Annotated in this window: 20 protein-coding genes and 1 tRNA gene; 8 read left to right on the top strand and 13 right to left on the bottom strand. The window is 52.6% G+C overall.

Features of this window, described 5'->3' with window-relative positions:
- Positions 1-40: 40 nt before the first annotated feature.
- The gene (gene ychF / locus DG177_RS03345; RefSeq protein WP_108810201.1) at positions 41-1141 is read right to left on the bottom strand and encodes a redox-regulated ATPase YchF; all 1101 of its coding nucleotides are present in this window, start codon (positions 1139-1141) and stop codon (positions 41-43) included.
- Positions 1142-1283: 142 nt separating this feature from the next.
- Here ychF and DG177_RS03340 point away from each other — a divergent pair, with 142 nt between their 5' ends.
- Complete coding sequence (locus DG177_RS03340; protein ID WP_108812744.1) at positions 1284-2249, top strand: SGNH/GDSL hydrolase family protein; 966 nt, start codon at positions 1284-1286, stop codon at positions 2247-2249.
- A 20-nt stretch (positions 2250-2269) separates the two neighbouring features.
- Here the strand turns inward: DG177_RS03340 and pth are convergent, their stop codons facing one another.
- The 5 genes from pth to DG177_RS03315 all read right to left on the bottom strand — a co-directional run bounded on the left by pth (position 2270) and on the right by DG177_RS03315 (position 6481).
- Complete coding sequence (gene pth, locus DG177_RS03335) at positions 2270-2842, bottom strand: aminoacyl-tRNA hydrolase (protein ID WP_108810200.1); 573 nt, start codon at positions 2840-2842, stop codon at positions 2270-2272.
- A 97-nt stretch (positions 2843-2939) separates the two neighbouring features.
- The gene (locus tag DG177_RS03330) at positions 2940-3623 is read right to left on the bottom strand and encodes a 50S ribosomal protein L25/general stress protein Ctc (RefSeq protein ID WP_108810199.1); all 684 of its coding nucleotides are present in this window, start codon (positions 3621-3623) and stop codon (positions 2940-2942) included.
- A 136-nt stretch (positions 3624-3759) separates the two neighbouring features.
- A complete protein-coding gene (locus tag DG177_RS03325) occupies positions 3760-4554 on the bottom strand; it encodes an acyl-CoA thioesterase domain-containing protein (protein ID WP_108810198.1) in 795 nt (264 codons plus the stop codon).
- A gap of 21 nt (positions 4555-4575) precedes the next feature.
- Positions 4576-5490 (bottom strand): TraB/GumN family protein, encoded by a 915-nt coding sequence (locus DG177_RS03320; RefSeq protein ID WP_108810197.1) that lies wholly within the window; start codon positions 5488-5490, stop codon positions 4576-4578.
- 55 nt (positions 5491-5545) lie between these two features.
- Positions 5546-6481, bottom strand: a complete 936-nt coding sequence (locus DG177_RS03315; RefSeq protein ID WP_108810196.1) for a TraB/GumN family protein — start codon at positions 6479-6481, stop codon at positions 5546-5548.
- A gap of 170 nt (positions 6482-6651) precedes the next feature.
- On the opposite strand from DG177_RS03315, the gene DG177_RS03310 reads away from it, so the two are divergent.
- From DG177_RS03310 to ppdK, 4 genes are all read left to right on the top strand, one after another.
- Positions 6652-8754 carry a molybdopterin oxidoreductase family protein gene (locus tag DG177_RS03310; protein WP_337658471.1) on the top strand — a complete coding sequence of 701 codons (2103 nt, stop codon included), beginning with the start codon at positions 6652-6654 and terminating at the stop codon, positions 8752-8754.
- Positions 8755-8856: 102 nt separating this feature from the next.
- Positions 8857-9729: a glycine--tRNA ligase subunit alpha gene (locus DG177_RS03305; protein WP_108812743.1), complete on the top strand. Its 873-nt coding sequence runs from the start codon at positions 8857-8859 to the stop codon at positions 9727-9729.
- On the top strand, positions 9729-12056 hold the full coding sequence (glyS, locus tag DG177_RS03300; RefSeq protein WP_108810194.1) for a glycine--tRNA ligase subunit beta: 2328 nt from the start codon (positions 9729-9731) through the stop codon (positions 12054-12056). Before DG177_RS03305 ends, glyS begins: the two co-directional genes overlap by 1 nt.
- A 220-nt stretch (positions 12057-12276) precedes the next feature.
- Positions 12277-14955 (top strand): pyruvate, phosphate dikinase, encoded by a 2679-nt coding sequence (gene ppdK / locus DG177_RS03295; RefSeq protein WP_108810193.1) that lies wholly within the window; start codon positions 12277-12279, stop codon positions 14953-14955.
- Here ppdK and DG177_RS03290 read toward each other — a convergent pair.
- The gene (locus DG177_RS03290) at positions 14952-15620 is read right to left on the bottom strand and encodes a DUF4259 domain-containing protein (RefSeq protein WP_108810192.1); all 669 of its coding nucleotides are present in this window, start codon (positions 15618-15620) and stop codon (positions 14952-14954) included. The genes ppdK and DG177_RS03290 overlap by 4 nt on opposite strands.
- Positions 15621-15730: 110 nt before the next feature.
- On the opposite strand from DG177_RS03290, the gene DG177_RS03285 reads away from it, so the two are divergent.
- Both DG177_RS03285 and folE read left to right on the top strand, forming a co-directional pair.
- A tRNA-Arg gene (locus DG177_RS03285) sits at positions 15731-15807 on the top strand.
- 108 nt (positions 15808-15915) lie between these two features.
- Entirely contained in the window at positions 15916-16536 is a 621-nt protein-coding gene (gene folE, locus DG177_RS03280; RefSeq protein WP_337658470.1) for a GTP cyclohydrolase I FolE, read from the top strand.
- Here the strand turns inward: folE and DG177_RS03275 are convergent, their stop codons facing one another.
- The 6 genes from DG177_RS03275 to rpsF all read right to left on the bottom strand — a co-directional run bounded on the left by DG177_RS03275 (position 16537) and on the right by rpsF (position 21654).
- Positions 16537-18276 carry an alpha/beta hydrolase family protein gene (locus tag DG177_RS03275; RefSeq protein WP_337658469.1) on the bottom strand — a complete coding sequence of 580 codons (1740 nt, stop codon included), beginning with the start codon at positions 18274-18276 and terminating at the stop codon, positions 16537-16539. It lies immediately after the preceding gene.
- A gap of 278 nt (positions 18277-18554) precedes the next feature.
- Entirely contained in the window at positions 18555-19211 is a 657-nt protein-coding gene (locus tag DG177_RS03270; RefSeq protein WP_108810190.1) for a Fe2+-dependent dioxygenase, read from the bottom strand.
- On the bottom strand, positions 19211-20260 hold the full coding sequence (locus DG177_RS03265; RefSeq protein WP_108810189.1) for a hypothetical protein: 1050 nt from the start codon (positions 20258-20260) through the stop codon (positions 19211-19213). The genes DG177_RS03270 and DG177_RS03265 overlap by 1 nt, the downstream gene beginning before the upstream one ends.
- Positions 20261-20350: 90 nt before the next feature.
- On the bottom strand, positions 20351-21004 hold the full coding sequence (gene rplI, locus DG177_RS03260; protein ID WP_108810188.1) for a 50S ribosomal protein L9: 654 nt from the start codon (positions 21002-21004) through the stop codon (positions 20351-20353).
- Positions 21005-21015: 11 nt separating this feature from the next.
- Positions 21016-21240 carry a 30S ribosomal protein S18 gene (gene rpsR / locus DG177_RS03255; RefSeq protein ID WP_108810187.1) on the bottom strand — a complete coding sequence of 75 codons (225 nt, stop codon included), beginning with the start codon at positions 21238-21240 and terminating at the stop codon, positions 21016-21018.
- A gap of 21 nt (positions 21241-21261) precedes the next feature.
- The gene (rpsF, locus tag DG177_RS03250) at positions 21262-21654 is read right to left on the bottom strand and encodes a 30S ribosomal protein S6 (protein WP_108810186.1); all 393 of its coding nucleotides are present in this window, start codon (positions 21652-21654) and stop codon (positions 21262-21264) included.
- 260 nt (positions 21655-21914) lie between these two features.
- Here rpsF and DG177_RS03245 point away from each other — a divergent pair, with 260 nt between their 5' ends.
- Positions 21915-23237 carry a carotenoid oxygenase family protein gene (locus tag DG177_RS03245; protein WP_337658468.1) on the top strand — a complete coding sequence of 441 codons (1323 nt, stop codon included), beginning with the start codon at positions 21915-21917 and terminating at the stop codon, positions 23235-23237.
- Positions 23238-23259 lie beyond the last annotated feature (22 nt).

Below are 23259 nucleotides of genomic sequence, written 5' to 3'. Positions count from 1 at the left end.
CCTTTAGACTGGTTTCAGTCTAACCGGCTTTTATGACAAATCAGACATTGAATTTGAAATTCATGATATCGCCATCCTGTGCGACATAATCCTTGCCTTCCTGGCGGAGCTTACCGGCATCCCGTGCTGCGCTTTCGCCGCCCAAGGAAACAAAGTCATCAAAAGCGATTGTCTCTGCGCGAATGAAGCCACGCTCGAAGTCGGTGTGAATTTCGCCAGCTGCTTCTGGGGCCTTGGCACCCTTGTGAACCGTCCATGCGCGGGCTTCTTTTGGGCCAGCGGTGAAGAAGGTCTGCAGACTGAGCAGCTGATAGCCCGCACGAATGACCCGAGCGAGGCCGGATTCTTCCAGACCCAGTTCAGCCAGATATTCTGCGCGTTCCTCGGCCTCCATGCCAACCAGTTCGGATTCGATCGCCGCAGACACGATGACGGCTTCGGCATTCTCGGCCTTGGCCTTTTCAAAAACAGAAGCACTCAAGTCATTGCCATTGGCCGCATCGCCTTCATCCACGTTACAGACATAGAGCACAGGTTTGGCGGTCAGCAGCTGTGACTGGTCAAAAATCCGCTGCTCTTCATCATCATTGGGCTGGGTTAGTCGAGCCGGCTTGCCGTCGCGCAGCAATTCCAGGGTCTGACCCAATACGCTGGCGGCAATCTTGGCTTCCTTGTCGCCGCTGGTCGCTTTCTTTTCAAAGGCCGGGACGCGTTTTTCGAGGCTCTCCAGATCGGCGAGTAGTAGCTCGGTCTCGACCACTTCGGCATCGGAAATCGGATCGACCTTGTTGGAAACATGCTGGATATCGTCATCTTCGAAACAGCGCAGAACATGCACAATCGCATCGACTTCGCGGATATTACCCAGGAACTGGTTGCCCAAACCTTCGCCCTGTGACGCCCCTTTGACGAGGCCGGCAATATCAACAAAGGCAAGCTGTGTTTCGATAATTTTCGCGCTGCCAGCGATTTTGGCAATTTGCTGCAATCGCGGATCGGGTACAGCAACCTGGCCGACATTGGGCTCAATCGTGCAAAATGGATAATTGGCTGCCTGCGCCGCCTGCGTTTCGGTGAGCGCATTGAACAGCGTTGATTTTCCGACGTTGGGAAGGCCAACGATACCGCATTTGAAACCCATTTTTGTCACTCCGTGGAATTAAGCGTGCTCGATAGCGGGCCTCCCGTGTGATTACCAGTAGCAAGATGCGATGGATATTGCTTTCATCGATGAATAGGTGCAGGTTACTAAATATTAACGATAAAAAACGGGGAGAGTGGATATGAAAGCACGTTTATTGGGTGCGCTCGCAGGTGGGTTGATACTGGCGACAGCGGTTCCGGCACAGGCGGAGCGGGATACACAGCAATATACCTCCCTGACCATTTTTGGCGATAGTCTGGTTGATGCCGGCAATGTTTTCACGGCCACCGGCGGTACAATTCCTTCACCAGCCGAAGGTTATTTCAACGGTCGGTTCACCAACGGCTTCGATTATACTGACCTGCTCAGCATCGAATTATTTGGAGCGCCGACGGTGGCATCGTTGCAGGGTGGAACCAATTTTGCATTTGGTGGTGCCCGCGCTTCGAACACAGGCCCCATTGTTCCCGATCTGGGCGAGCAGCTCGATCTGTATAACGGATATCTTGCGACACCCGGCAATGAAGTCGACCGGAACGGGCTCTACATTCTCAACTTTGGCGGCAACGATATTTTCAACGCGCCGGACGATCCTGGTGACGCAGACCTGTTTATTCGCCAGGCAGCTCAGGATTATGCCGCGGGCGTTCAGGCACTGAATGATCTTGGTGTTCGTAATTTTCTGCTGACGGGTTTTCCCATCGCAAGCCCCCTTGGTTTTGCTGGCGAGGCCTATCTGACGCAGGAGCTGGGGGCGCTCACCCTCGCGAGTGACGTATCTTTCTTCCGTTATGATTATCTCGATTTCTTCAATCGTTTGATCACCGACCCGGCTGCACTGGGACTACCGCCGCAAAGGCTGGATACTACCTGCCAACTCGCTGGCCCTGACGCGATTGCCAATGGCTGCGAGGGTATATTCTCGTTTGATGGAGTTCATTTTTCAGCACCGATTCACGAGGCCTTGGCCCGCGATATGGACAGCCAGTTTAACTTGCTTGGTTCGGTCCCTGAGCCAGGCACCTGGGCGATGATGATCTTCGGTTTCTTTATGACTGGTTCTGCTATCCGCCGACGTAAAAAGGTTCGTGTCAGCTATAGCTGAACCGATATCCGGTTTTGGGATCAGCCGTCTTGCAGCCGCAGGGCGACATCGCTGATGAAGCGCGCATCGTCGCCTTTTGCGAGCCATTCGGCTTCAGACGCTATCGCGCCTAGCATGCCTGCGAGCGGATCAATCTCTGTCTTGGTATAATTGCCAAGAACATGGCCATGAACCCGTGATTTGTGACCGGGATGACCGATACCGATGCGGACCCGTCGGAATTCTGGGCCGATATGGGCGACCAGTGACTTGATACCGTTATGGCCGGCGGTACCGCCGCCACGCTTTACCTTGATCTTGAATGGTTCCAGGTCGAGCTCGTCGTAAAAGACGGTCACGTCTTCCGGCTCCAGCTTGTAGAAATCCATGGCAGCACGCACGCTGCGGCCGCTTTCGTTCATGAATGTCGCGGGCTTCAACAACAGCAGTTTTTCCGAGCCAAGCCGCCCTTCAATGGCCCATCCCTGGAACTTCTGTTTGGGTGTGGGAAAGCTATGCACCTCTTCCAATGCATCAATCACCATGAAGCCGACATTATGGCGATGAAGCGCATATTGTGAACCCGGATTACCAAGGCCGACCCATAGTTGCATGCGTGAATTCCCTTAACCCCAGTTACAAAAAAACCGCTCATACTTCGCCAGGCGCAGCATGAACGGTTTTTCGTTACAGTTATTTGGGTGCGAAGGTCTAGTCCTCTGAACCGCCTTCTGCTTCGCCTTCGCCTTCAGCTGCCTCGCCTTCAGCGCCTTCTTCACCCTCTTCGCCTTCTTCACCTTCTTCGGCTTCGTCTTCAGAAGACTTGAGTGCGGATGGAGCGGTCACACCAGCAATGGTGAAGTCACGATCAGTGATCGAGCTCTCAGAACCATCGGGCAGGGTGACATCGGAAATGTGAACAGAATCGCCGATTTCCAGACCGGTGACATCCACCTCGATCTGATCAGGAATCTTGTCAGCATCACACATCAGGTCCAGTTCAAAGCGAACAACGTTCAACACGCCGCCACGTTTCAGGCCAGGTGATTCTTCTTCGTTTACAAATACGACAGGAATATCGACCTGTACTTTTGCGCCTTTGGCAAGGCGGAAAAAGTCGACGTGCAGCGCACGGTCACTGACAGGATCGAAAGCAACATCTTTCGGCAGGGTCCGGGTTTTCTCCCCGTTCAAGTCTACCATGACCAGCGAGTTCATGAAGTGGCCGGTACCGAGCAGCTTGTTCAGCGCGCGTTCTTCCACATGAATCGTTATAGGGTCTTTTTTATCGCCATAAATAACGGCGGGGATGCGGCCTTCGCGACGTAGTGCACGGGAGACTCCCTTGCCAGCCCGTTCGCGAGGCTCGGCTGATAATGTCAGCTGATCACTCATAATGTTGCTCCAAAAATAGGTTTTTACGATATTTCCGCCACGCCTCCAGGGTGCTCATGGCCGGAAAGAGGGCGCTATAGGCAGAGACTAGCGGAAAAGCAAGGCATATTGCGGGTTAATGGCCGACAATATTTGCCTAGCGGAAAAAGCCGATCTGATTGCTTGTAGCCAGCAGGGTTCCGGCTTTTGACCAAAGCTCGACACGCTGGTCCGTTGAACTGTTTCTTACAGTTGCACCAGAAACGCGCAGCAAGAGATGGTCCGAACCCGCAGCCGCGATATCATCTTCGCTTGCATAGATATAGGTGGCCATGGACACCGTCGATCCCATGCGAGGAATGTCGGATAGGAAGAAGGTTCTCGGCATTGGAGTATCGCAGATTGCGATAATGCTCTTGCGATCAACCGGACGGCCATCTTCCTGTTTAATCCAGGTCATCGTCTCGGGCGTTCCATTGTCCGAAAATGGCGTTCCTTGCACGATATATTGTTGATAAGTGGCAACCCAGTTCGGAGTCATCGGCATGACTTCCAGCTTGATGCCTCCGTCCATGGCTTTGGTTTCTGGTCGCGCAAGTTGATAGTCGATATTTGTTGGTTTGCGATTGCTGGTAACAATATCCGCGGTGTTTGTTATCGCGTCGCGCTGCAAAAGCTCTGCACGCCAAAATTGCGTCGATGCCCCGGATTTGAGCAAGCGTATTCTTATTTCCACTTCGCCAGGCGCCACAGCGGACAAATAGGACATTTGCAAGGAGACAATCGGTGCGGCGCAATCGGGATGTTCTTCAACCGCACGGGCCGCAATAGCCGCAACCCATCCACCAAAGGCAGCCCCTGACGGGTTTTGAAAAATTTCGCTACATTCGGCGACAAACTGGTCGGTTCCGCGCGGCACCAGCGCGGTTTCCTGATCAAATAGAAATGACATAAAAGAACCTAGGAACCTATCTTACTGAATTTTCTCAATCTTATATCCACGCGTTTCCAGCATGTTTTGCACAGCGTCTGGCCCAACAAGATGCGCCGCGCCCACTGCTACAAATGATATGCCTGGGCCTTGCATTTTCTTGTCCAACTGCTCCGACCAGTCCTTGTTACGAGAAATTAACAGCTTCTCACGGGTCTTGGGATCTTCCAATATGCCGCCCTTGGAAAGCTCAACAATCTCATCCGTATCGCCTGATATCCAGGCATTAAACAGTTTCTCAAAAGAGTCTTTCGTGTCAGCGGCTTCCTCAACGACACTGGTCAGCATGTCGCGCTGCTGCGACTCTGGCAGGGTGTCAAAATAACCCAATTGCTGTTCAATCGATTCAAGACCCTCGACAGGCTTTTTCAGTTCACCAAATTGCGCGACCAGTTTCTTCTCTACACCTTCGCTGGAATCCAGACCCAAAGCATTTGTTTGTGCGGAGGCCAGTGATAGCGCCGCGGCCCAGCTTTCCATGCGATTCAGTGCAAATTCGGGAATATTGCTTTTATCGATAACCGCATCCAGATCATCACGCAGGGAGGGCTTTATCCGTTTTTCGATCTCTGGCTGGTTGGGAGAAATGGCGAGTTTGGCAAATATTTTGGCGGCGTTTTGCGTGTCCTCCAGGCCCAGCACCTCGATAACCAGTTGATCAGAGTCAGAAATGGCTTCTTCAATGGCGGCGGTTCGCCAATTTACGCCTTTGGGCAAGATGTGGATCGTTCCAAAGAGGTAGGCCGATCCTTTTTGCTCCGCCTTGGTGCCGGTGACTTTCCAAAGCGCAGGTTTCCCTTCTTTGACGGTATCCAGTTGAACCGGCTCAGGAGTGTTAGAGCAGGCCACCAGACAGGCTGAAGCGATAATGGCCCATAAGGCTTGAATATATTTCATAAACGCTATCTGGGCATCATTGTAATCGAAAAGAAGGGCAATTGAGCCAAACGCCCTAATATTTTATGCGTTTTGTTTTCAGGCCGCGCTCCTTGAGCTTCGCTTGCAAACTCGCGTCACCGGCAAGATGACCCGCGCCGACGGCCATGAATACGGTTCCGGGCTGATCCATCCGGTCATCCACCCACTCGGCCCAGTCGGCATTGCGATTGGACAGCAAAGTATCATAAAGTATTTTCTCTTCCAGACCTGCGTTCATCAATTCCGCCAATGCCTTGATATCCGCATTGGCCCAGTGCGCGACCATGTTTTCCATGCCATCGGCCATATCGTCGATCGTGTTGACGTTAAAATTGAGAAAACGGATTTGAACGTCTTCCGGAAGATTATCAAAGAAACCTAGTTGCTGCTCAGCTGTTTCCAAGCCCACGATCTTCATGTTTCTGGCCTTCGCCGTTGCCGTCAGATCATCTTCCACACCGCTATTCGTATCATAACCGTTTTTCATCAACGGGACGAGCGACATGCTGACGCTGGCAAACCAGGGTTCCAAAGGATCGAATGCATTAACCGGCAATTCCAGAGAAGTGAGCGCGGCTTCATAGGCAGTACGATCTTCCGCGGTGAGCTTGTCGCGCAAGGAAACACCGGTCTTGTCTATCGCCAGATCGCTGACAATTTTCATCATCGCAGCCGGCTCAGGCTCGATCATCTCGATAACCAGTTCGCCAGACTTATCAAATGCCTCTTTGATGGCTTCATCAAACCAGCTCATGCCAGGCTTCAGGATGTGGACGGTTCCAAACAGATAAATGGTCGTATCCTCGTCCTTCAAAACCCAGAGCGCCGGATCGGGATCGTCCGGTATCGTCGCGATTTCTACCTCGGCAGGCGCAGATGTGCTGGCCGATTGCGCCGGGGTTGTTTGGCAAGCGGCCAGACCGATTACCAGAGGCAAGCATATTAACGGAGAAAACCAGCGACGCGTCATGGGCATAAATTCCAATTTTATCGAAAGACCGGGGCTTGATAAGTTGTGACTGTTAATTGCCTATTTATGTCGGAAATCCCAGCAATTTTTCAATATGCAAATAATTTTCCCTGCTTGCGGTGGTCACTGCTTTACCACTCTGCTAATTGGTCAGTTAAATCAGGAGACATATGATGAGCCAAATCCATGCCCGCACCTGCCATATCTGTGAAGCCAATTGCGGCGTATTGGTTGAAGTTGAAGGCCGCGAGATTCTATCAATCAAAGGCAATCCTGATCACGTCCTGAGTCGCGGCCACATCTGCCCCAAAGCGACAGCTATTGCAGACTTGCAGGATGATCCGGACCGTTTGCACAAGCCGCTGAAGAAAGTGAATGGTCAGTGGCAGGAAATTGGTTGGGAAACCGCATTTCAAGAAATTGCCAGCAAGCTGAAGGACCTGAAAGAGGCCGGTGCGAAACCGGCCATGTATATGGGCAATCCCAGCGCACATGATTATGGTATTTCAACGCAGATCAGCACATTGCGTCGCGCCATCGGCCTGAAGAACATCTATTCCGCGTCCACGCTGGACCAGATTCCGCATCATGTCGTGCAATATCATATGTACGGTCATGTTAGCCTGGCGGCGGTCCCGGATATTGATCGCAGCCAGTATCTGGTGATTGTTGGCGGCAATCCGGCTGCCTCCAACGGCAGCATCTGGACGGTGCCAGACTTCAAGAAACGCGTGAAGGAAATGCAGGCACGCGACGGCAAGTTGGTTGTTATCGATCCACGCCGGACGGAAACCGCGAAACTGGCCGATGCGCATCATTTCGTGAAGCCGGGTACTGATACGGCGTTGTTTCTCGGCATATTGAAAGCGGTTTTTGACGACGGCCATGCTGATATCTCGCGCCTCGAAGCAATTATGGACGATAGCTGGGGGAATATTGAGCCAGCGATTGCCGGTTTTGATATGGCGCAGCTATCGGCGCATTGCGGGATCGCGGTTGAAGATATGCGGGACATAGCGGCGCAACTCGGCGCTGATCAGCCGGCGGCGATTTATGGCCGCATGGGTGTTTCTGTCTGTGAATTTGGCACGCTCAACCAGTGGCTTATCCAGGTAATCAACATAGCAACCGGCAATCTCGACCGCGAAGGCGGCACGATGGTGCCTGAACCGGCGCTTGATACGATCAACCTGGTGGGCAGGGGCTCTGTCCGGAAAACCCAGACGGCGCGCGGCGAAATGCCGGTGGTGATGGGCGAGCTGCCGACCATCACTTTCGCAGAGGAAATGCTGCGCGAAGATGACGAGCGAGTCCGCTCCTTGTTCGTTGTCACTGGTAATCCGGTTCTGTCAGCCCCTGATGGTGCGAGGCTGGACCGTGCGTTGGAGAAGCTCGACCTGATGGTATCATTCGACATGTATGTTACCGAAACAAGCCGCCATGCCGACTATATTCTTCCGCCTTGTGGACCGTTGGAAAAAGACCATTATCCCTTCTTTTTTGGACCTTTGGCGGTGCGCAACTATGCCAGCTATTCTCCTGCGATCTTTGACATTCAGGATGGCGAGAAAGCCGACTGGGAAATTATCGCCGAACTGGCGCGCGAGATATTGGCCACCGATGGGCAGGATGTGCCCAATATCCGCGAGCCAAGAGACGTGCTCGACAATATGCTGCAAAGCTCGCCGGCTGGCCTGACCCTAGCCGAAGTGGAAGCTGCGCCGAACGGAATTGATCTGGGGCCATTGCGACCGTGTATGGCGGATCGGTTGATGACCGAGGACAAGCAGATCCAATGCGCCCACCCCGACTTTCTGGCGGAATTGCAGCGCTTTGACGATTCTTTGAACGATGTCCGTCCGGATGTGCTGCGTCTGATCGGCCGCCGTCACGTACGGAGCAACAATAGCTGGTTGCACAACAGCAAGCGCCTGCTCAAGGGCCCGGAACGCTGCACATTGATGATCCATCCCGATGATGCGACCGAACGCGGTCTGGCGGACGGCGATATGGCGGCGGTGGAAAGCCGGGTGAACAGCGTCGAAATCGTCGTCGAGGTAACCGATGACGTCATGCCCGGCGTGGTGTCGATCCCGCATGGCTTCGGTCATGGCCGTGAAGGGGTGGGACTGTCGGTAGCCGCCGCAAAACCAGGCGTTTCGATCAATGATCTTACCGATCCGGAAAGCTTTGACCGATTGTCTGGCAACGCGGTGCTCAACGCGACGCCGGTAACGGTTGCGCCGGTCCGAGAATTGGAAGCGGCGGAGTAGCGCAAAAACGCCAATCACGGCTTGACCCTATGGCGTGCTTTCGCCAAAGCAAGCGCGACACATATTGCACACCCAAATTCTTTGGCGAAGAAAGCTATCACTTTGACCGACCAGAAGCCTCTCAGCTTCCAGCAGATCATCCTGAAACTCCACGATTATTGGAGTGAACAGGGCTGCGCAATCTTGCAGCCTTATGACATGGAAATGGGTGCTGGAACGTTTCATACAGCAACCACTTTGCGCGCGCTTGGCCCCGACCCATGGAATGCGGCTTTTGTGCAGCCTTGCCGTCGACCTACCGACGGGCGTTACGGGGAAAATCCGAACCGTTTGCAGCATTATTATCAATATCAGGTGATCCTCAAGCCATCGCCGCCGGATATCCAGCAGCTTTACCTCGATAGTCTGACTGCGATCGGCATTGATCCGATGCTGCATGACATCCGTTTTGTCGAGGATGACTGGGAAAGCCCGACATTGGGCGCCTGGGGTCTGGGCTGGGAAGTCTGGTGCGACGGCATGGAGGTGACGCAGTTCACCTATTTCCAGCAAATGGGCGGCTTTGACTGCAAGCCAGTAGCCGGCGAACTGACTTACGGACTGGAACGGCTCGCCATGTATATTCAGGGCGTCGATAGTATCTATGATCTGGATTATAATGGGAATGGAGTCAGTTACGGCGATATCTTCTTAGATAATGAGAAGCAGATGTCGGAGTGGAATTTTGAGGTTGCCAATACCGAAACGCTGTTTGACCTGTTCAACAAAGCGGTTGGCGAATGTGAAAATTGCCTCGAGGCGAAACTGCCTATCCCAGCCTATGAACAAGCGATCAAGGCGAGTCATGTGTTCAACCTGTTGCAGGCGCGCGGCGTGATCTCTGTGCAGGAGCGCGCCAGCTATATGGGCCGTGTCCGCGACCTCGCGAAAGGCAGTTGTGAAGCCTATATGGCGAAGAACGGGTGGGACGCGTAATGGCTGATTTCCTGCTCGAACTGCTCTCTGAAGAAATTCCCGCCCGTATGCAGGCCAAGGCCCGTGCCGATCTGGAGCGGTTATTTGTCGCCCAATTGGCTGATGCTGGCCTCAAAGCTGGCAATATCACCGTTTATTCGACGCCAAGGCGGCTTGCGCTGATTGCAAAGGATCTGCCTGCGCAGACCGAAGCGGTGAATGAAGAAGCCAAGGGGCCGCCGGAAGGTGCACCGGATCAGGCGGTTGACGGATTTTGTCGCAAAAACGGCGTGACTCGCGATCAGCTGGAAGTACGCGACGTCAAAGGGCGTGCGACCTATTTTGCGGTGATCAACAAGCCGGGCCGTGATACCAAAGAGGTTCTGTCGGAAGCGATCCCGGCAATCATCAAAGCCTTCCCATGGCCCAAATCCATGCGCTGGGGTGATGCGAGTCTGTCAACCGAAAGCCTGCGCTGGGTGCGGCCTTTGTCCGGCATTGTCGCGATATTGGGCGATGATCTGGTGGCCTGTGCAATTGACGGCGTGGCGTCAGGTTATGAAACCGTCGGCCATCGCTTCCACCATGACGGAGTGGTAACGATCGGCAATGCCGGTGATTATGCCGAGAAACTGCGGGCGTGCCACGTGCTGGTCGATCAGGCGGAACGCGAAGCGATTGTTCGCGAGGGTGCGGCCAAGGCGGCATCGGACGGCGGACTTGAGTTGGTTGCGGACGAGGGCCTGGTGATCGAAAATGCCGGCCTGACCGAATGGCCGGTCCCGCTGCTGGGCGGCTTTGACCCGGCGTTTCTGGATGTACCAGAGGAGGTCATCCAGCTCACCGCCCGGGTGAACCAAAAATATTTTATCTGCCGTACCCCCCTCCCGCTCGCGGGAGGGGCCGGGGGTGGGCCTGGAACCACAGGCAATCCCACCCCTAACCCCTCCCGTAAACGGGAGGGGGACTTGGCACCGAATTTCATCTGCACTGCCAATATTGACGCCAGCGACGGCGGCAAGGCGATTGTTGCGGGTAATGAAAAAGTGCTGGCGGCAAGGCTGTCCGACGCCAAATTCTTCTGGGAGCTTGACCAGAAGACGGCGCTGGAAGATCATGCCAAGAAATTGAGCAACATTGTGTTCCATGAAAAACTGGGCACGGTTGCCGACAAGGTAGAGCGTGTGGCCAAGTTGGCCGAGTGGTTGGTTTCTTTAGAAGGGAATGGTTTTGACCAGCCCAACCCCGGCGATACATTTCATGGTGAAGTGTCCGAGGCCGCACGTCTCTGCAAAGCCGATCTCGTCACCGAAATGGTGGGCGAGTTCCCCGACCTGCAAGGTCTGATGGGCGGCTATTATGCAGAGAAACAGGGCAAGTCCAAGGCGGTCGCAAACGCGATCCGCGATCATTACAAGCCGGTTGGGCAGGGTGATGAAGTGCCGACTGATCCGGTGACGGTGGCGGTGAGTTTGGCGGATAAGCTGGATACACTTGTCGGGTTTTTTGCAATTGGCGAGAAGCCTACGGGATCGAAGGATCCGTATGCCCTACGAAGAGCCGCTATCGGAATTCTAACGCTGTTGGAATCAACTAACTTAAGATTGTCTTGGTCCAGTGCTATTGAATTTGCTCTCGGTGAAATTGCATATTCATGCGGTAAAGCTGGCAAAGCAAAGGAAGTTAGTGCCTTTGTTCATTATGTGACAGAAATTGATTGGGAAGTTTCAGACGCGATCGAAGCTATCCGAAAGAAAGAACGAGACGGAGCAAAGTCTAGCCCGTTCGGTGATAAGCTTTTCGATGAGATGAAAGATGCTTTTTTGGCGGCTCCCGCTCTTATTAGAAGTTTTCTTGTTGATCGCCTCAAAGTTCAACAACGCGAAGCAGGCGTCCGTCACGACCTGATCGACGCGATTTTCGCCCTAGGCGGAGAGGACGATCTGGTCCGCTTGCTCGCGCGCGTGAAGGCGTTGCAGGCTTTTGTCGAGACGCAGGATGGTGAGGACCTACTGGCTGGCTACAAGCGTGCTTCGAATATCTTGAAGAAGGAAAGCGCAGAGCAGAGCGATACAAAATCCCTTTCCTACACGCCCGAAAAAGCAGAGAAGGCACTGATCGACGCACTCGATTCCGCGCAGCCCAAAGTGGCGGCCACGATCGAAAGCGAAGACTTTACCAGCGCGATGACCGCACTGGCCGACCTGCGCGCGCCGATTGACCAGTTTTTCGAGGATGTGACCGTGAATGACAGCGACGAAGACAAACGGACAGCGCGGCTTGCATTGCTTGCCCGTTTCCGCACAGCCGTGCACCAAGTCGCTGATTTTTCGAAAATTGAGGGGTGATATGATTGCCGATCAACATCGTGTGAATTGTGTGAACTTTGCGATGGGCAAATGCTCCTCCTCCGTTGAGCATGAACGGAATTTATGGTCTGTGATTTGTGTGAACTTTGGCATTACGACGGGTCAAGAACAGGTCAGAACATGCTCGACATGACGGTCAGAAAAGACCCTGTGAACCGTGTGAACTTTGAAACCGTAAAATTGCGGAGTGGATCATAAAATGACCCAATATGTATATCGTTTCGGTGGTGGTGTGGACGCGGATGGTGCGCCAACTGACGCAACGGATGCGCGCAACCTTCTGGGCGGCAAGGGTGCCAATCTCGCCGAAATGGCCAATATTGGCCTGCCAGTACCTCCTGGTTTCACGATTTCCACCGAAATGTGTACGCGCTTCATGCAGGATGACGGCGTCTATCCCGACAGCCTAACCGGTGAAGTCGCGCAAGGCGTGGCGCATATCGAAACGATTACCGGCAAGAAATTCGGCGATGCGGCTGATCCGTTACTGGTTTCGGTCCGTTCCGGTGCGCGGGCATCCATGCCCGGCATGATGGATACGGTGCTCAACCTCGGCCTGAACGATGAAACTGTTGAAGGCCTCGCAAAAACCTCTGGCGACGAGCGTTTTGCCTGGGACAGCTATCGTCGGTTCATTCAGATGTATAGCGATGTTGTGCTGCAGTTGGATCATGATAGCTTTGAGGAAGCGCTGGAAATAGCCAAGGAAGATAATGGCTTCTTCACGGATACTGAGATGGAGTCTCAGCATTGGAAAGCGCTAGTGGCGGAATATAAGGGCCTTGTCGAAGAACAATGGGGCAAGCCGTTTCCGCAAGATGTGAACGACCAGCTCTGGGGCGCAGTCAGTGCCGTTTTTGGCAGCTGGCAGGCAGAGCGGGCCAAAGTCTATCGTCGGCTCAACGACATTCCCGCTGAATGGGGCACTGCGGTCAACGTACAGGCGATGGTGTTCGGCAATATGGGCGAAACATCGGCAACCGGTGTGGCCTTTACCCGCAATCCTTCAACCGGTGACAGCGCCTATTATGGCGAATGGCTGATCAATGCGCAGGGTGAGGATGTTGTCGCGGGCATTCGCACGCCGCAATATCTCTCCAAAGCTGCGCGGGAAGAGGCCAATGCCAAGCCGCTGTCGATGGAAGAGGCGATGGCCGAGACCTATGGCGAGCTGACCAACGTGTTTGATCTGCTGGAACGCCATTATCGTGACATGCAGGATATCGAATTTACCGTCGAACGCGGCAAATTGTGGATGCTGCAGACACGGTCCGGTAAAAGAACGGCCAAGGCGGCGCTGAAGATCGCAGTGGATATGACGAATGACGGCCTGATTACCGAAGAAGAAGCTGTAGCGCGGGTTGATCCGATGGCGCTGGACCAATTGCTTCATCCAACGCTGGATCCCGATGCCAAGCGCGATGTGCTGACTACGGGTTTACCAGCCTCTCCGGGCGCAGCCTGCGGGATTATCGTATTCGACTCCGATACTGCTGAACACCGCACCGAAATGGGCGACGACGTGATATTGGTGCGGGTCGAAACCTCGCCAGAAGATATTCACGGCATGCACGCGGCCAAGGGCATTTTGACGGCCCGTGGTGGCATGACGTCACATGCCGCAGTGGTGGCCCGCGGCATGGGCCGTCCCTGTGTATCCGGTGCGGGCGGGCTCAGTATTAATAATGAGACCAAACTGCTGAAAATCGGCGATCGTGAGCTGAAAGAAGGCGATGTTCTGACGATCGATGGCAGTAATGGCCAAGTGATGGCCGGGCGCGTGAAAACGATCCAGCCGGAACTGGTTGGCGATTTTGGTGTCCTGATGGAATGGGCCGACAAGGTCCGCCGTCTGGGCGTGCGCACCAATGCCGAAACACCGCAGGATTGCAGGGTTGCGCGCGATTTCGGTGCGGAAGGTATCGGACTGTGCCGGACCGAGCATATGTTCTTTGAAACCTCCCGGATTACCGCTGTTCGCCAGATGATCCTCGCTGCCAATGAAGCGGGCAGGCGGGAAGCACTGGCCAAGCTGCTCCCCGAACAACGCGAGGATTTCCGCCAGATATTTGAAGTAATGGTCGGCTTACCGGTGACAATCCGCTTGCTCGACCCGCCATTGCACGAATTTTTGCCGCATCATCAGTCAGAATTTGAAGAAGTGGCTGCTGCTGCGGATGTTGGTGTGGAAACGCTGAAACAGCGGGCCAATGAACTGCATGAATTTAACCCGATGCTGGGCCATCGCGGTTGCCGGCTTGGGGTTACCTATCCCGAGATATATGAAATGCAGGCCCGCGCGATATTTGAAGCGGCCTGCGAAATCGCCGAATCCAGCGGTGAAGCGCCCATACCAGAGGTTATGATTCCGCTGGTTGCCACGGCGCGCGAGCTGGAACTGATGAAAGATGCCGTTGACCGGATGGCGGAAGAGGTTTTTGCTGAGAAAGGCCGCCGGATCGAATATCTGGTCGGCACCATGATCGAACTGCCTCGCGCTGCCTTGATGGCTGGAAAAATCGCTGAGCATGGCGAGTTTTTTAGCTTTGGTACTAATGACTTAACCCAGACAACACTGGGTGTGTCGCGTGATGATGCCGGACGTTTCCTGACTCAATATGTCGACAAGGGCATTTTCCCGCGCGACCCGTTTGTCAGTCTCGACGTGGAAGGCGTCGGGCAGTTGATCGAGCTGGCGGCCGAGCGGGGCAGAGCGACGCGCGGCGATATCAAGCTTGGCATATGTGGTGAACATGGCGGTGATCCGGCATCCATCGCCTTCTGCGAAGAAACCGGATTGGACTATGTCAGTGCGTCACCCTATCGCGTGCCGATCGCACGGCTCGCTGCGGCTCAGGCGGCGCTTAACAAGCGCTAGTCAGCTGGACCCTTTAGGATCTGATCCACCAGTGCCTCGTCGACGTTGAATTTCCAGTTCTGGATCAGATGGCGGGGATGGAGTTTACCGTTCAGGCAGGACAGGTGGCAATAGACGCCATAGGACATCGCCATATTGTCCTTGCTGCTCATGTCGCGAATTGAAAGGCTGGTGAGGTCCTTTGGGTCAATATCCTTGCTGCAAAAGACGCAAGGACCGAAGCCACCGGAAACCTCTTTGATTTCAGCAGGCGAGGGGGGATTGGCGGCTACATCGGAATTGAGCCGCGCGATCAGGCCGGTAATCGCCAGATTCCATCCAGCGCTGTCCTCTGAATCTTCAGACCACAGATCGAGCAGCTCGGAGTCGCCCAAAACCTCGGATACGGCCATTTTAGCCTGTTCAATAAGCGCGGCATCGGCTTCTTCTAATTTATCGAGCTTCTTCAGAAGGTCACCGGGAATATCAGGCGCGACTTGGTCCATAGATATCGCAACAATCTCGGCCGCTGCGATGATCTCTGATGCCAGATCGACATCAATGTCCTGCTCTTCAAGACTAGCCAGCGTATCGAATTTGGCAGTCACATCACTCAGACTTGTAACATCAGACACCCAATCCTGTGCGCTGTCATTTTCAAAGCTACCGGTACCCCATGCGCCCATTTTCTGTGCTCCATAAATTGATGAGCAGATAAATAGAGCGGTTTCGCAAAAAACAGGTTAAAATGGCTTGCCAGCAGAAGAATCTCCCCCTATCTGACTGCCTTCAATGCGCGCCCGTAGCTCAGCTGGATAGAGTACTTGACTACGAATCAAGGGGTCGGGAGTTCGAATCTTCCCGGGCGCGCCATTTCCCTCTTATTGGACAAGATACGGTCTTAGGTGCACTTGCACTGTTGCACTGGGGCGCGTAGATTATTTGCATTGTATCTGTATCCCACGCGTAAAGGATTGCCTTTTGGCCGATTTTTCTGACACTTTTGAAGATGCCCTGGCTGCTCGCGAAGCGGCCAAAATTCCTGTTCCTGACGAAGTACAGGACGCGGTGAAGACTTTACTGCGCTGGTCTGGTGAAGATCCAGATCGTGAAGGGTTGCTGGACACACCAAAGCGGGTAGCGAGAGCATGGAAAGAATATTGCGAAGGCTATAATGAAAACCCTGCCATACATCTGGCACGGACGTTCGAAGAAGTCGGCGGTTATGATGAGCTAGTGTTGCTCAAGGACATTCCATTCCATTCGCATTGTGAACATCACATGGCTCCGATCATCGGCAAGGCCAGTATAGCCTATATGCCGACAGACAGGGTTGTCGGTATCTCCAAGCTTGCAAGGGTACTTCACGGCTTCGCTCGACGTTTGCAGGTGCAAGAGCGTCTGACGGCGGAAGTAGCCGAATGTATCTGGGATAATCTGAAGCCCCATGGCGTGGCTGTTGTGATCGAGGCAAGCCATAGTTGTATGACCGCCCGCGGTGTTCGCACGCCGGGTGTTGGTATGACGACGAGCCGTCTCCTGGGCTGCTTCCTGGAAGATGCGCGTAGCCGCAAGGAAGTTATGAGCCTGATGGGCTATTGATCAATCAGGAGGATTGTGGCGCAGCGTGAAGCTGACCGCGGCCTCCAGCATCTTCAATCGTGTATCACCACTAGACAACCAATGATCTTCGCCTTTTAGTCGAATGAAATCGAAAGGTTTTTTGGCATCTTTTAATGCATCTGCCATTGCTTTGGATTGGTTGATATTGACCACGGTGTCATCGTTGCCATGAATCAACAATATTGGTGCGTCAGCGCGCTCTGCAAATTTTATCGGGGAGACTTCCTTGAGGTCGCGGCCTTTGCCCAGCTCGGCAAACAAAGCTCTTCGAAGGCCTCGACTATTTCCGCTTTCTTTCCTTTCTGTCTCAACGAGCAAAGATAAATCGCTGATACCGGCAAAAGAGACAGCGCATCTATAAAGGCCTTGCTGAACGGTCACACCGGCCAGAGCGGCATAGCCACCATAAGAGCCGCCCATGATGCAGGCTCGATCACCATCGGCTATGCCAAGACTAACGAGCGCTTGTAGTCCGTCCGATATGTCGGATTGCATTTTACGGCCCCATTCGCCTTCACTTGCATTGCGAAATTTTACGTCCTTGTTGGTGGAGCCACGAAAATTGGGCTGGAACACAGCATATCCTCGTGAAGCAAAGGCTTGGGCCCACCAATTGAATTCGGCTTCGTCATGGGAATGAGGGCCGCCATGAGGAAAAACGATTATTGGTAATTTTTCCGGCTTTCGTCCAGGCGGCAAAGTCAAAATTCCATCCAGATTGAGACCATCTTGCGCTTGGTAGGCAAATGTTGTGATTTTACCAACCTGTTGACCCTGAATGGCTGGATAAGAACTTCCAAGAAGTTCCGCTTTGAACGCCTTCAGATCAATCGACCACCAGCTGCCAGCATCTGCGTTTCCATTGGTGAACACAATTACTCTGCTAAATTCATCATTCCAATCAATGATGTCGACATTGACTTTACTGAAAGCACTTCTGATTTTGGCGGCCAGTTTATTGCGCTCACTGTCCAGAAAAACGGATCGATTATGGCCATTTTTCCGGCGATATCCGATCAGTCGGTTCGTTGATTTGTCGATAAACCAACTTGCGATTGCCTGATCAGTGAAAACGCGTTTTTTCTCTCCACCTGATAGTGGTATTTCAAAAATCTTCTGAGAGTTAATGCTATTGTCGACCTGCTGAAAAATGACCGTGTCGCCATCTTTTCCAAGCGCAATCAGCGACAAATTTCCACGCTTGATCATTCCATTGGTAATGGTCTTACCTTTGGCGTTCTCTATTTCCCACTTGCCATTCTCTGTGTTGAAGTTGAGCTTGGCAGCGACTTGCCCGTTTTCCTCCAGAACCCAGTCGCTATAGGCTCTGAAATCACTCGTCTGTTCGTCGACCAAACTGTCGGATTTTGTATCAAGATCGATTTTGAAGACCCGCTCACGATAGGTGGTGGTTCGGTTTGAACGGAGTTTATTGTCGATTTCGAGCGCCATTCCTCCAAAATAACCAGACCAACGGTTATCAATTTTTCGCAAGCCATAGCGTCCAAAAATAGCATTCGCGATCCTCGCCTGCTTTTCGAAGACCCAGGCATCTTCATCTTTCAGCAGGGAGTGAATGAACACTTGCATAAACTCCCCCTTATTTGCTGCGAAGCCCCGACCCATTCGTTCTGTCTGTGAAGCCGTGACCACTATATATTCATCACCGGCCCAATCTACGTCGCGAACCTTGATTGTTCCGAGGTTTATCGATCTCAAAAGCCGATCTTTGCCCTCTAATATTATCAGTCGTCTCTGGTCTTTGTCAGCGGTGACAATGGCATAATATCTGCCCGTTGCTGAGATTGCAGTTCTCTCTAACGAAGGCAATTCGCCATAAGCTTTAAGAGGTGGAAGTTCATTTGCATTCGCTGGACCGTTCCATGCAAAAATAGTCAACAGCGGCAGTAGAAGCACTTTATATATGAATCGCATGGATAGATACACTAATGCCCAACATGTAAAAATATAGCGCTAAATTGGAAGATTTGGAATTGCTACTCCATCCACATACGCATGAGATTATATTGCAGCGCTTGCATGCGGGTGTAGTTTTCATCGCGCATATTTAATCCTTCCAGTGCCGCAACTTCGTTCAACTCGTACATGAGGTTGCGTTTCATGACATCGCGGATGCGGCTTTGAATGAAGGTAATCGCTACCATTCTCTCACCTTGCGAGATCGCTTCGACTTCATGCAAAGTATGGGATGGATAGACGATGGCAGTTCCAGGAACGCCCTTGAAGCGCATGCCGGCTTCACCTTGAGTCACATACAATGCCCCACCTTTATAGTCTTCGGGGCCATTCAAAAAAATTGTACAGCTAATGTCTGATCGAATGGGCCCATCGGGCAGGGGAATGATCGCACTATCCGCGTGCAGCCCATAATGCATGCCGGGTTGATAGCGAGTGATCAGTGGAGGAGCGACCTTCTCGGGAAAAGCGAAATCTGTGAATTCCGGATTGGACATTAGTGCATCATGGAGAATCTTCGATGTTTTGTTGTAGGCTTCCAGATCATGCAGTTGCAGGTTGTTTTTCACCTTTGAATGGGGATTGCTGATCTTCCCATCCACAAATTGACCGCTACTGGCGATTTTTTTGATTTCATTGACCTGGCTTTGGTCGAGTAATTTTAGCTGCTTAAACATTATTTTCTCGTTTCAATCCATTGCATCGCATCGGCTACCAGAGGAAAGTTGGTGGCTATTTTTTCCGTCCACACTATCGCGGCACGTATCTCAGCGGCATAGTTTTGGTTGGCTTCTGCCAGCAATTCCTGACGCAAGTTGGGACTATAATCATGTTCCGGTGCTTTGGAATAGGAAGACATGATGGGCCCCGCTACCAGTTCAGCCGCTTTTTGCTCTGACAGATCAAGATTGAAGTGTGATGCGGCGGTGATCAATTGATCTTGGGGGGTGTCGAGAAATGCCTCAAAATCCATCCACAAGATTTTGGCCGACTGGCTTGTCTTCTGCGCTACGAAAAGCGTCACCAGTTCGCACATCCAACTCATTGCAACGCGCTGGGCTAATGATAACTCCCAAAGCCGTGCAGGCGGTTCACCCAGATGTTGGGTCAGTCTTTTGAGACGGGCACCGGCCATCATGTGCGTTTCCTGAACCGATGCCTCACCAGCTAATATGGTGGGGATGTAACGATCGAGCGGAGCGTAAAGAAACAACGCTTCCGTTGGCATTGCCAGTAGCTGTGGAGCCAATTCGCTAACAAAACTGCTCGCCTTGATCATCACCCGTTGATGAGGATGGAATGCACGCGATAACCAACGGACGGTTTCGGAAAAGCGTTTTTCATAGACTTCCGGCGACCATGGACTTTCCGGCTCGTGTCGTATTTGGGAGATTTCACATAAGGTGCGTAGAAGCTGCGGTTCCCGCAGCGCGAGTACGGTATCAATTTCCCCGAGCAGCCGTGAAAGCAACGTCGATCCGACATGTCCGATATGAAAAATATACTGCGGCACGACGCCTTGGGGCAGATTGACCTTGGACAGTGCCGCCCATGGAACCAGCTGTCGCCGCAATTGCGGTGTAATGATGCGCTGATCGAGAAAGCTTGCCTTGCGATAGTCGTCTTCCGTCAAATGCGATAACAGCACTTGATCGGTAGGTAGATCAACCAGATGGGTCAGGAGCCGAGCATCCTGAGAAAACTGATTTTGCCAGCTATTGGTCAATATGCCCTCAATCCTAAGAAAAAGCCCGGAGGCGGATTGTTACTCTGTAACGCACCAGCTCCGGGCTTTTCAATCACTTGCTGACAAATATTATTCTTTGTCTTCAGCGCTTTCTTCTGTTTCTTCAGCCGCTTCCTCGGAAGTGTCTTCATCTGAAGCTTCGTCAGCCTCTGTTGCTTCAGCTTCTTCACCGTCATCTTCGCTTTCCGGTGCCAAAGCCGCAGCAGCCAATTCGGCCTGCTCTTCTTCAAACATCTGGGCGATCACGTCGATGCCGTCTTTCTGTAGCTCAGCTTCATCGTCAGAGCGGGCCACGTTGACCTCGACAGTGACAGAAACTTCAGGGTGTAAACGGATGCGAACGTCGAAAACACCAAGCGTTTTGATCGGTTTTTCGAGGATCACCATGCTTTTCTCAACACTGGCACCGTCGGCAGCCAATGTTTCGACGATGTCACGAACCGAAACTGAACCATAAAGCTGGCCGCTGGCGGAAGAGGCACGGATCAAAACGATCTGTTTGCCATCAACATTGCCGGACGCTTTTTCGGCGTCTTTGCGTTTCGATTCATTGTCCGCTTCAATCTGCGCACGGTTGGCTTCGAAAACCTTTTTGTTCGCTTCGTTAGCGCGCAAGGCTTTCTTGTTAGGCAGCAGAAAATTGCGTGCATAACCGTTTTTCACGGTTACGACGTCGCCAATGCCGCCCAGTTTTTCGACTCGTTCAAGCAAAATAATATCCATGTCTCTTGCTCCTATTTCACGAGGTAAGGCAGCAGGCCGAGATGGCGAGCGCGTTTAATTGCCTTGGACAATTCGCGCTGCTTCTTGGCAGAAACTGCGGTGATACGACTAGGTACGATTTTGCCACGCTCGGAAATATATCCCTGCAGCATTTTCACATCTTTATAGTCGATGGGTTGTGCGTTCTTACCGGAAAAGGGGCAGCTTTTGCGGCGACGGAAAAATGGACGTCCCATGTTTATTACTCCTTTTCTAGCTTAACTGTCGTCGCGGTCACGACGAGGGCGGTCACCACCACGATCGCTACCACCACGGCGGCTGTCACGGTCTGGCTTGCGCATCATCACGGACGGGCCTTCTTCATGCTCGTCCACGCGGATGGTCAGAAAACGGATCACGTCTTCGTTGATACGGGTCTGACGTTCCAGCTCGGCAATCACGTTGGTTGGCGCGTCGAGACGCAACATTACGTAATGGGCTTTGCGGTTCTTCTGAACCTTGTAAGCCAGCGTACGCAGGCCCCAGGTTTCCGTCAAAACGACTTTGCCTTCATTGGCTTCAACAATTTTTGTAGCTTCCTGAGCGAGACTATCGACCTGAGACTGGCTCAGATCCTGACGCGCGAGGAAGACATGCTCATAATGCGGCATGCTTCATTTCCTTCATGTTACCGATCGCTGACGCCGCACCATGCTGACACGCCCCTCCGGCTTTCTTCATTTTCCGCGTGATTCGAAGTCCGAACTGCGCGGAAGCGGGGCCTATGGCGGATTTGCAGGACGATTGCAAGTGCTGTGATTTGAGGGAAAATAGACAACCTTCTCTCCAGCTGCCTCACCAAGCTAACCAAATTCGCAGTAGTCAAAAAGGGCGCCTATTTGAGATAAGTCCCGTATCGGAAGGATATACTATGTCAGTTGAAGCATTGGAAAAACCTTGGCATCTGCGTGGCAACTGGGCCCCTGTTCTGGAAGAGAAGGCGGCTACCGGCCTTGTCGTAGAAGGTGAAATCCCTGACAATTTAAATGGTACTTACATACGGACAGGACCCAATCCGAGTTCAGGACAATCGGTTCACTGGTTTTTTGGAGATGGCTTATTGCATGGTATTCGCCTGCAGGATGGCAATGCCGAATGGTATCGAAGCAAATATGTCGAAACGATAGGTTTCGGCGAGGATCCTTTGCAAGCAGGCCATATGGGAAAATGGGATCACAGTAAGGCGAACACCCACATTGTGAGCCATAATGGCGAGGTTCTAGCGCTTAACGAAGGAGCATGGCCTTACGTCATAGATCAAGATCTCCGCACTATTGGCATGCAGAATTACGATGGTGCTCTGACCACGGCGATGACCGCTCATCCAAAAATCTGTCCTGAAACAGGAGAATTATTGGCTTTTTCCTATGCGAATTTTCAAGCACCTTTCCTGCAATATATACGAGTTGGAGCAGATGGAGAGTTAAAACAGCTGGAAGGCATAGATATTCCTCAGAAGGTGATGATGCATGATTTTGCGATCACTCGAAACTACGCGATTTTCCTTGATCTGCCGGTCGTTTTTGATTTCGAAATGGCGATGAAGGGCTTTCCCTATGAATTTCGCCCAAATGCAGGAGCGCGTCTGGGGGTCATGCCACGCAATGGCAATAACGGGGATGTGAGATGGTTCGAAATTGCGCCTTGCGCGATTTTCCATACCGTCAATGCTTTCGAAGAAGGGGATAAAATCGTAATGATTGCTTCCCGCATGGGCTCCTGGAGCCATAGCGACTTTAGCGATGTTGGTTATTTGTGGCGCTGGACCATTGACCTGAAGACCGGTCAGGTAACCGAAGAGCAGCTGGATGATCGTCCCGGAGACTTTGGCCGGGTGAATGAACAGTTCACAGGCCTTCCGTCTCGCTATGGTTATTTGATGGAGATGGATGGCGAAGGTAATCCGGAAGAACCAACCTATGGCAAGGCGTTGCTCAAATATGATCTGCAATCCGGGGCGTGCAAGTCGCACGAACTGGGGGCTAGCGTCCGTGGCGGTGAACCCACTTTCGTGCAAACGGGAACCGATGAAGATGATGGTTATGCCATGACCTTTGTCCATGATGAAGCAACCGATCAGTCAAGCTTTGTCATATTGGATTGCAAGAATTTCGACGCAGAACCGGTAGCGACAATAAGATTGCCCGATCGGGTTCCCTACGGCGCACATGGCAATTGGATACCGCTGCAATAATTATACAAATCTGCCTCAGTGC

The sequence above is a fragment of the Sphingorhabdus sp. Alg231-15 genome, assembly GCF_900149705.1.
Lineage (GTDB): Bacteria > Pseudomonadota > Alphaproteobacteria > Sphingomonadales > Sphingomonadaceae > Parasphingorhabdus.
The sequence above is the reverse complement of the archived record's forward strand: the minus strand, read 5'-3'. Positions and strand labels throughout refer to the sequence as shown.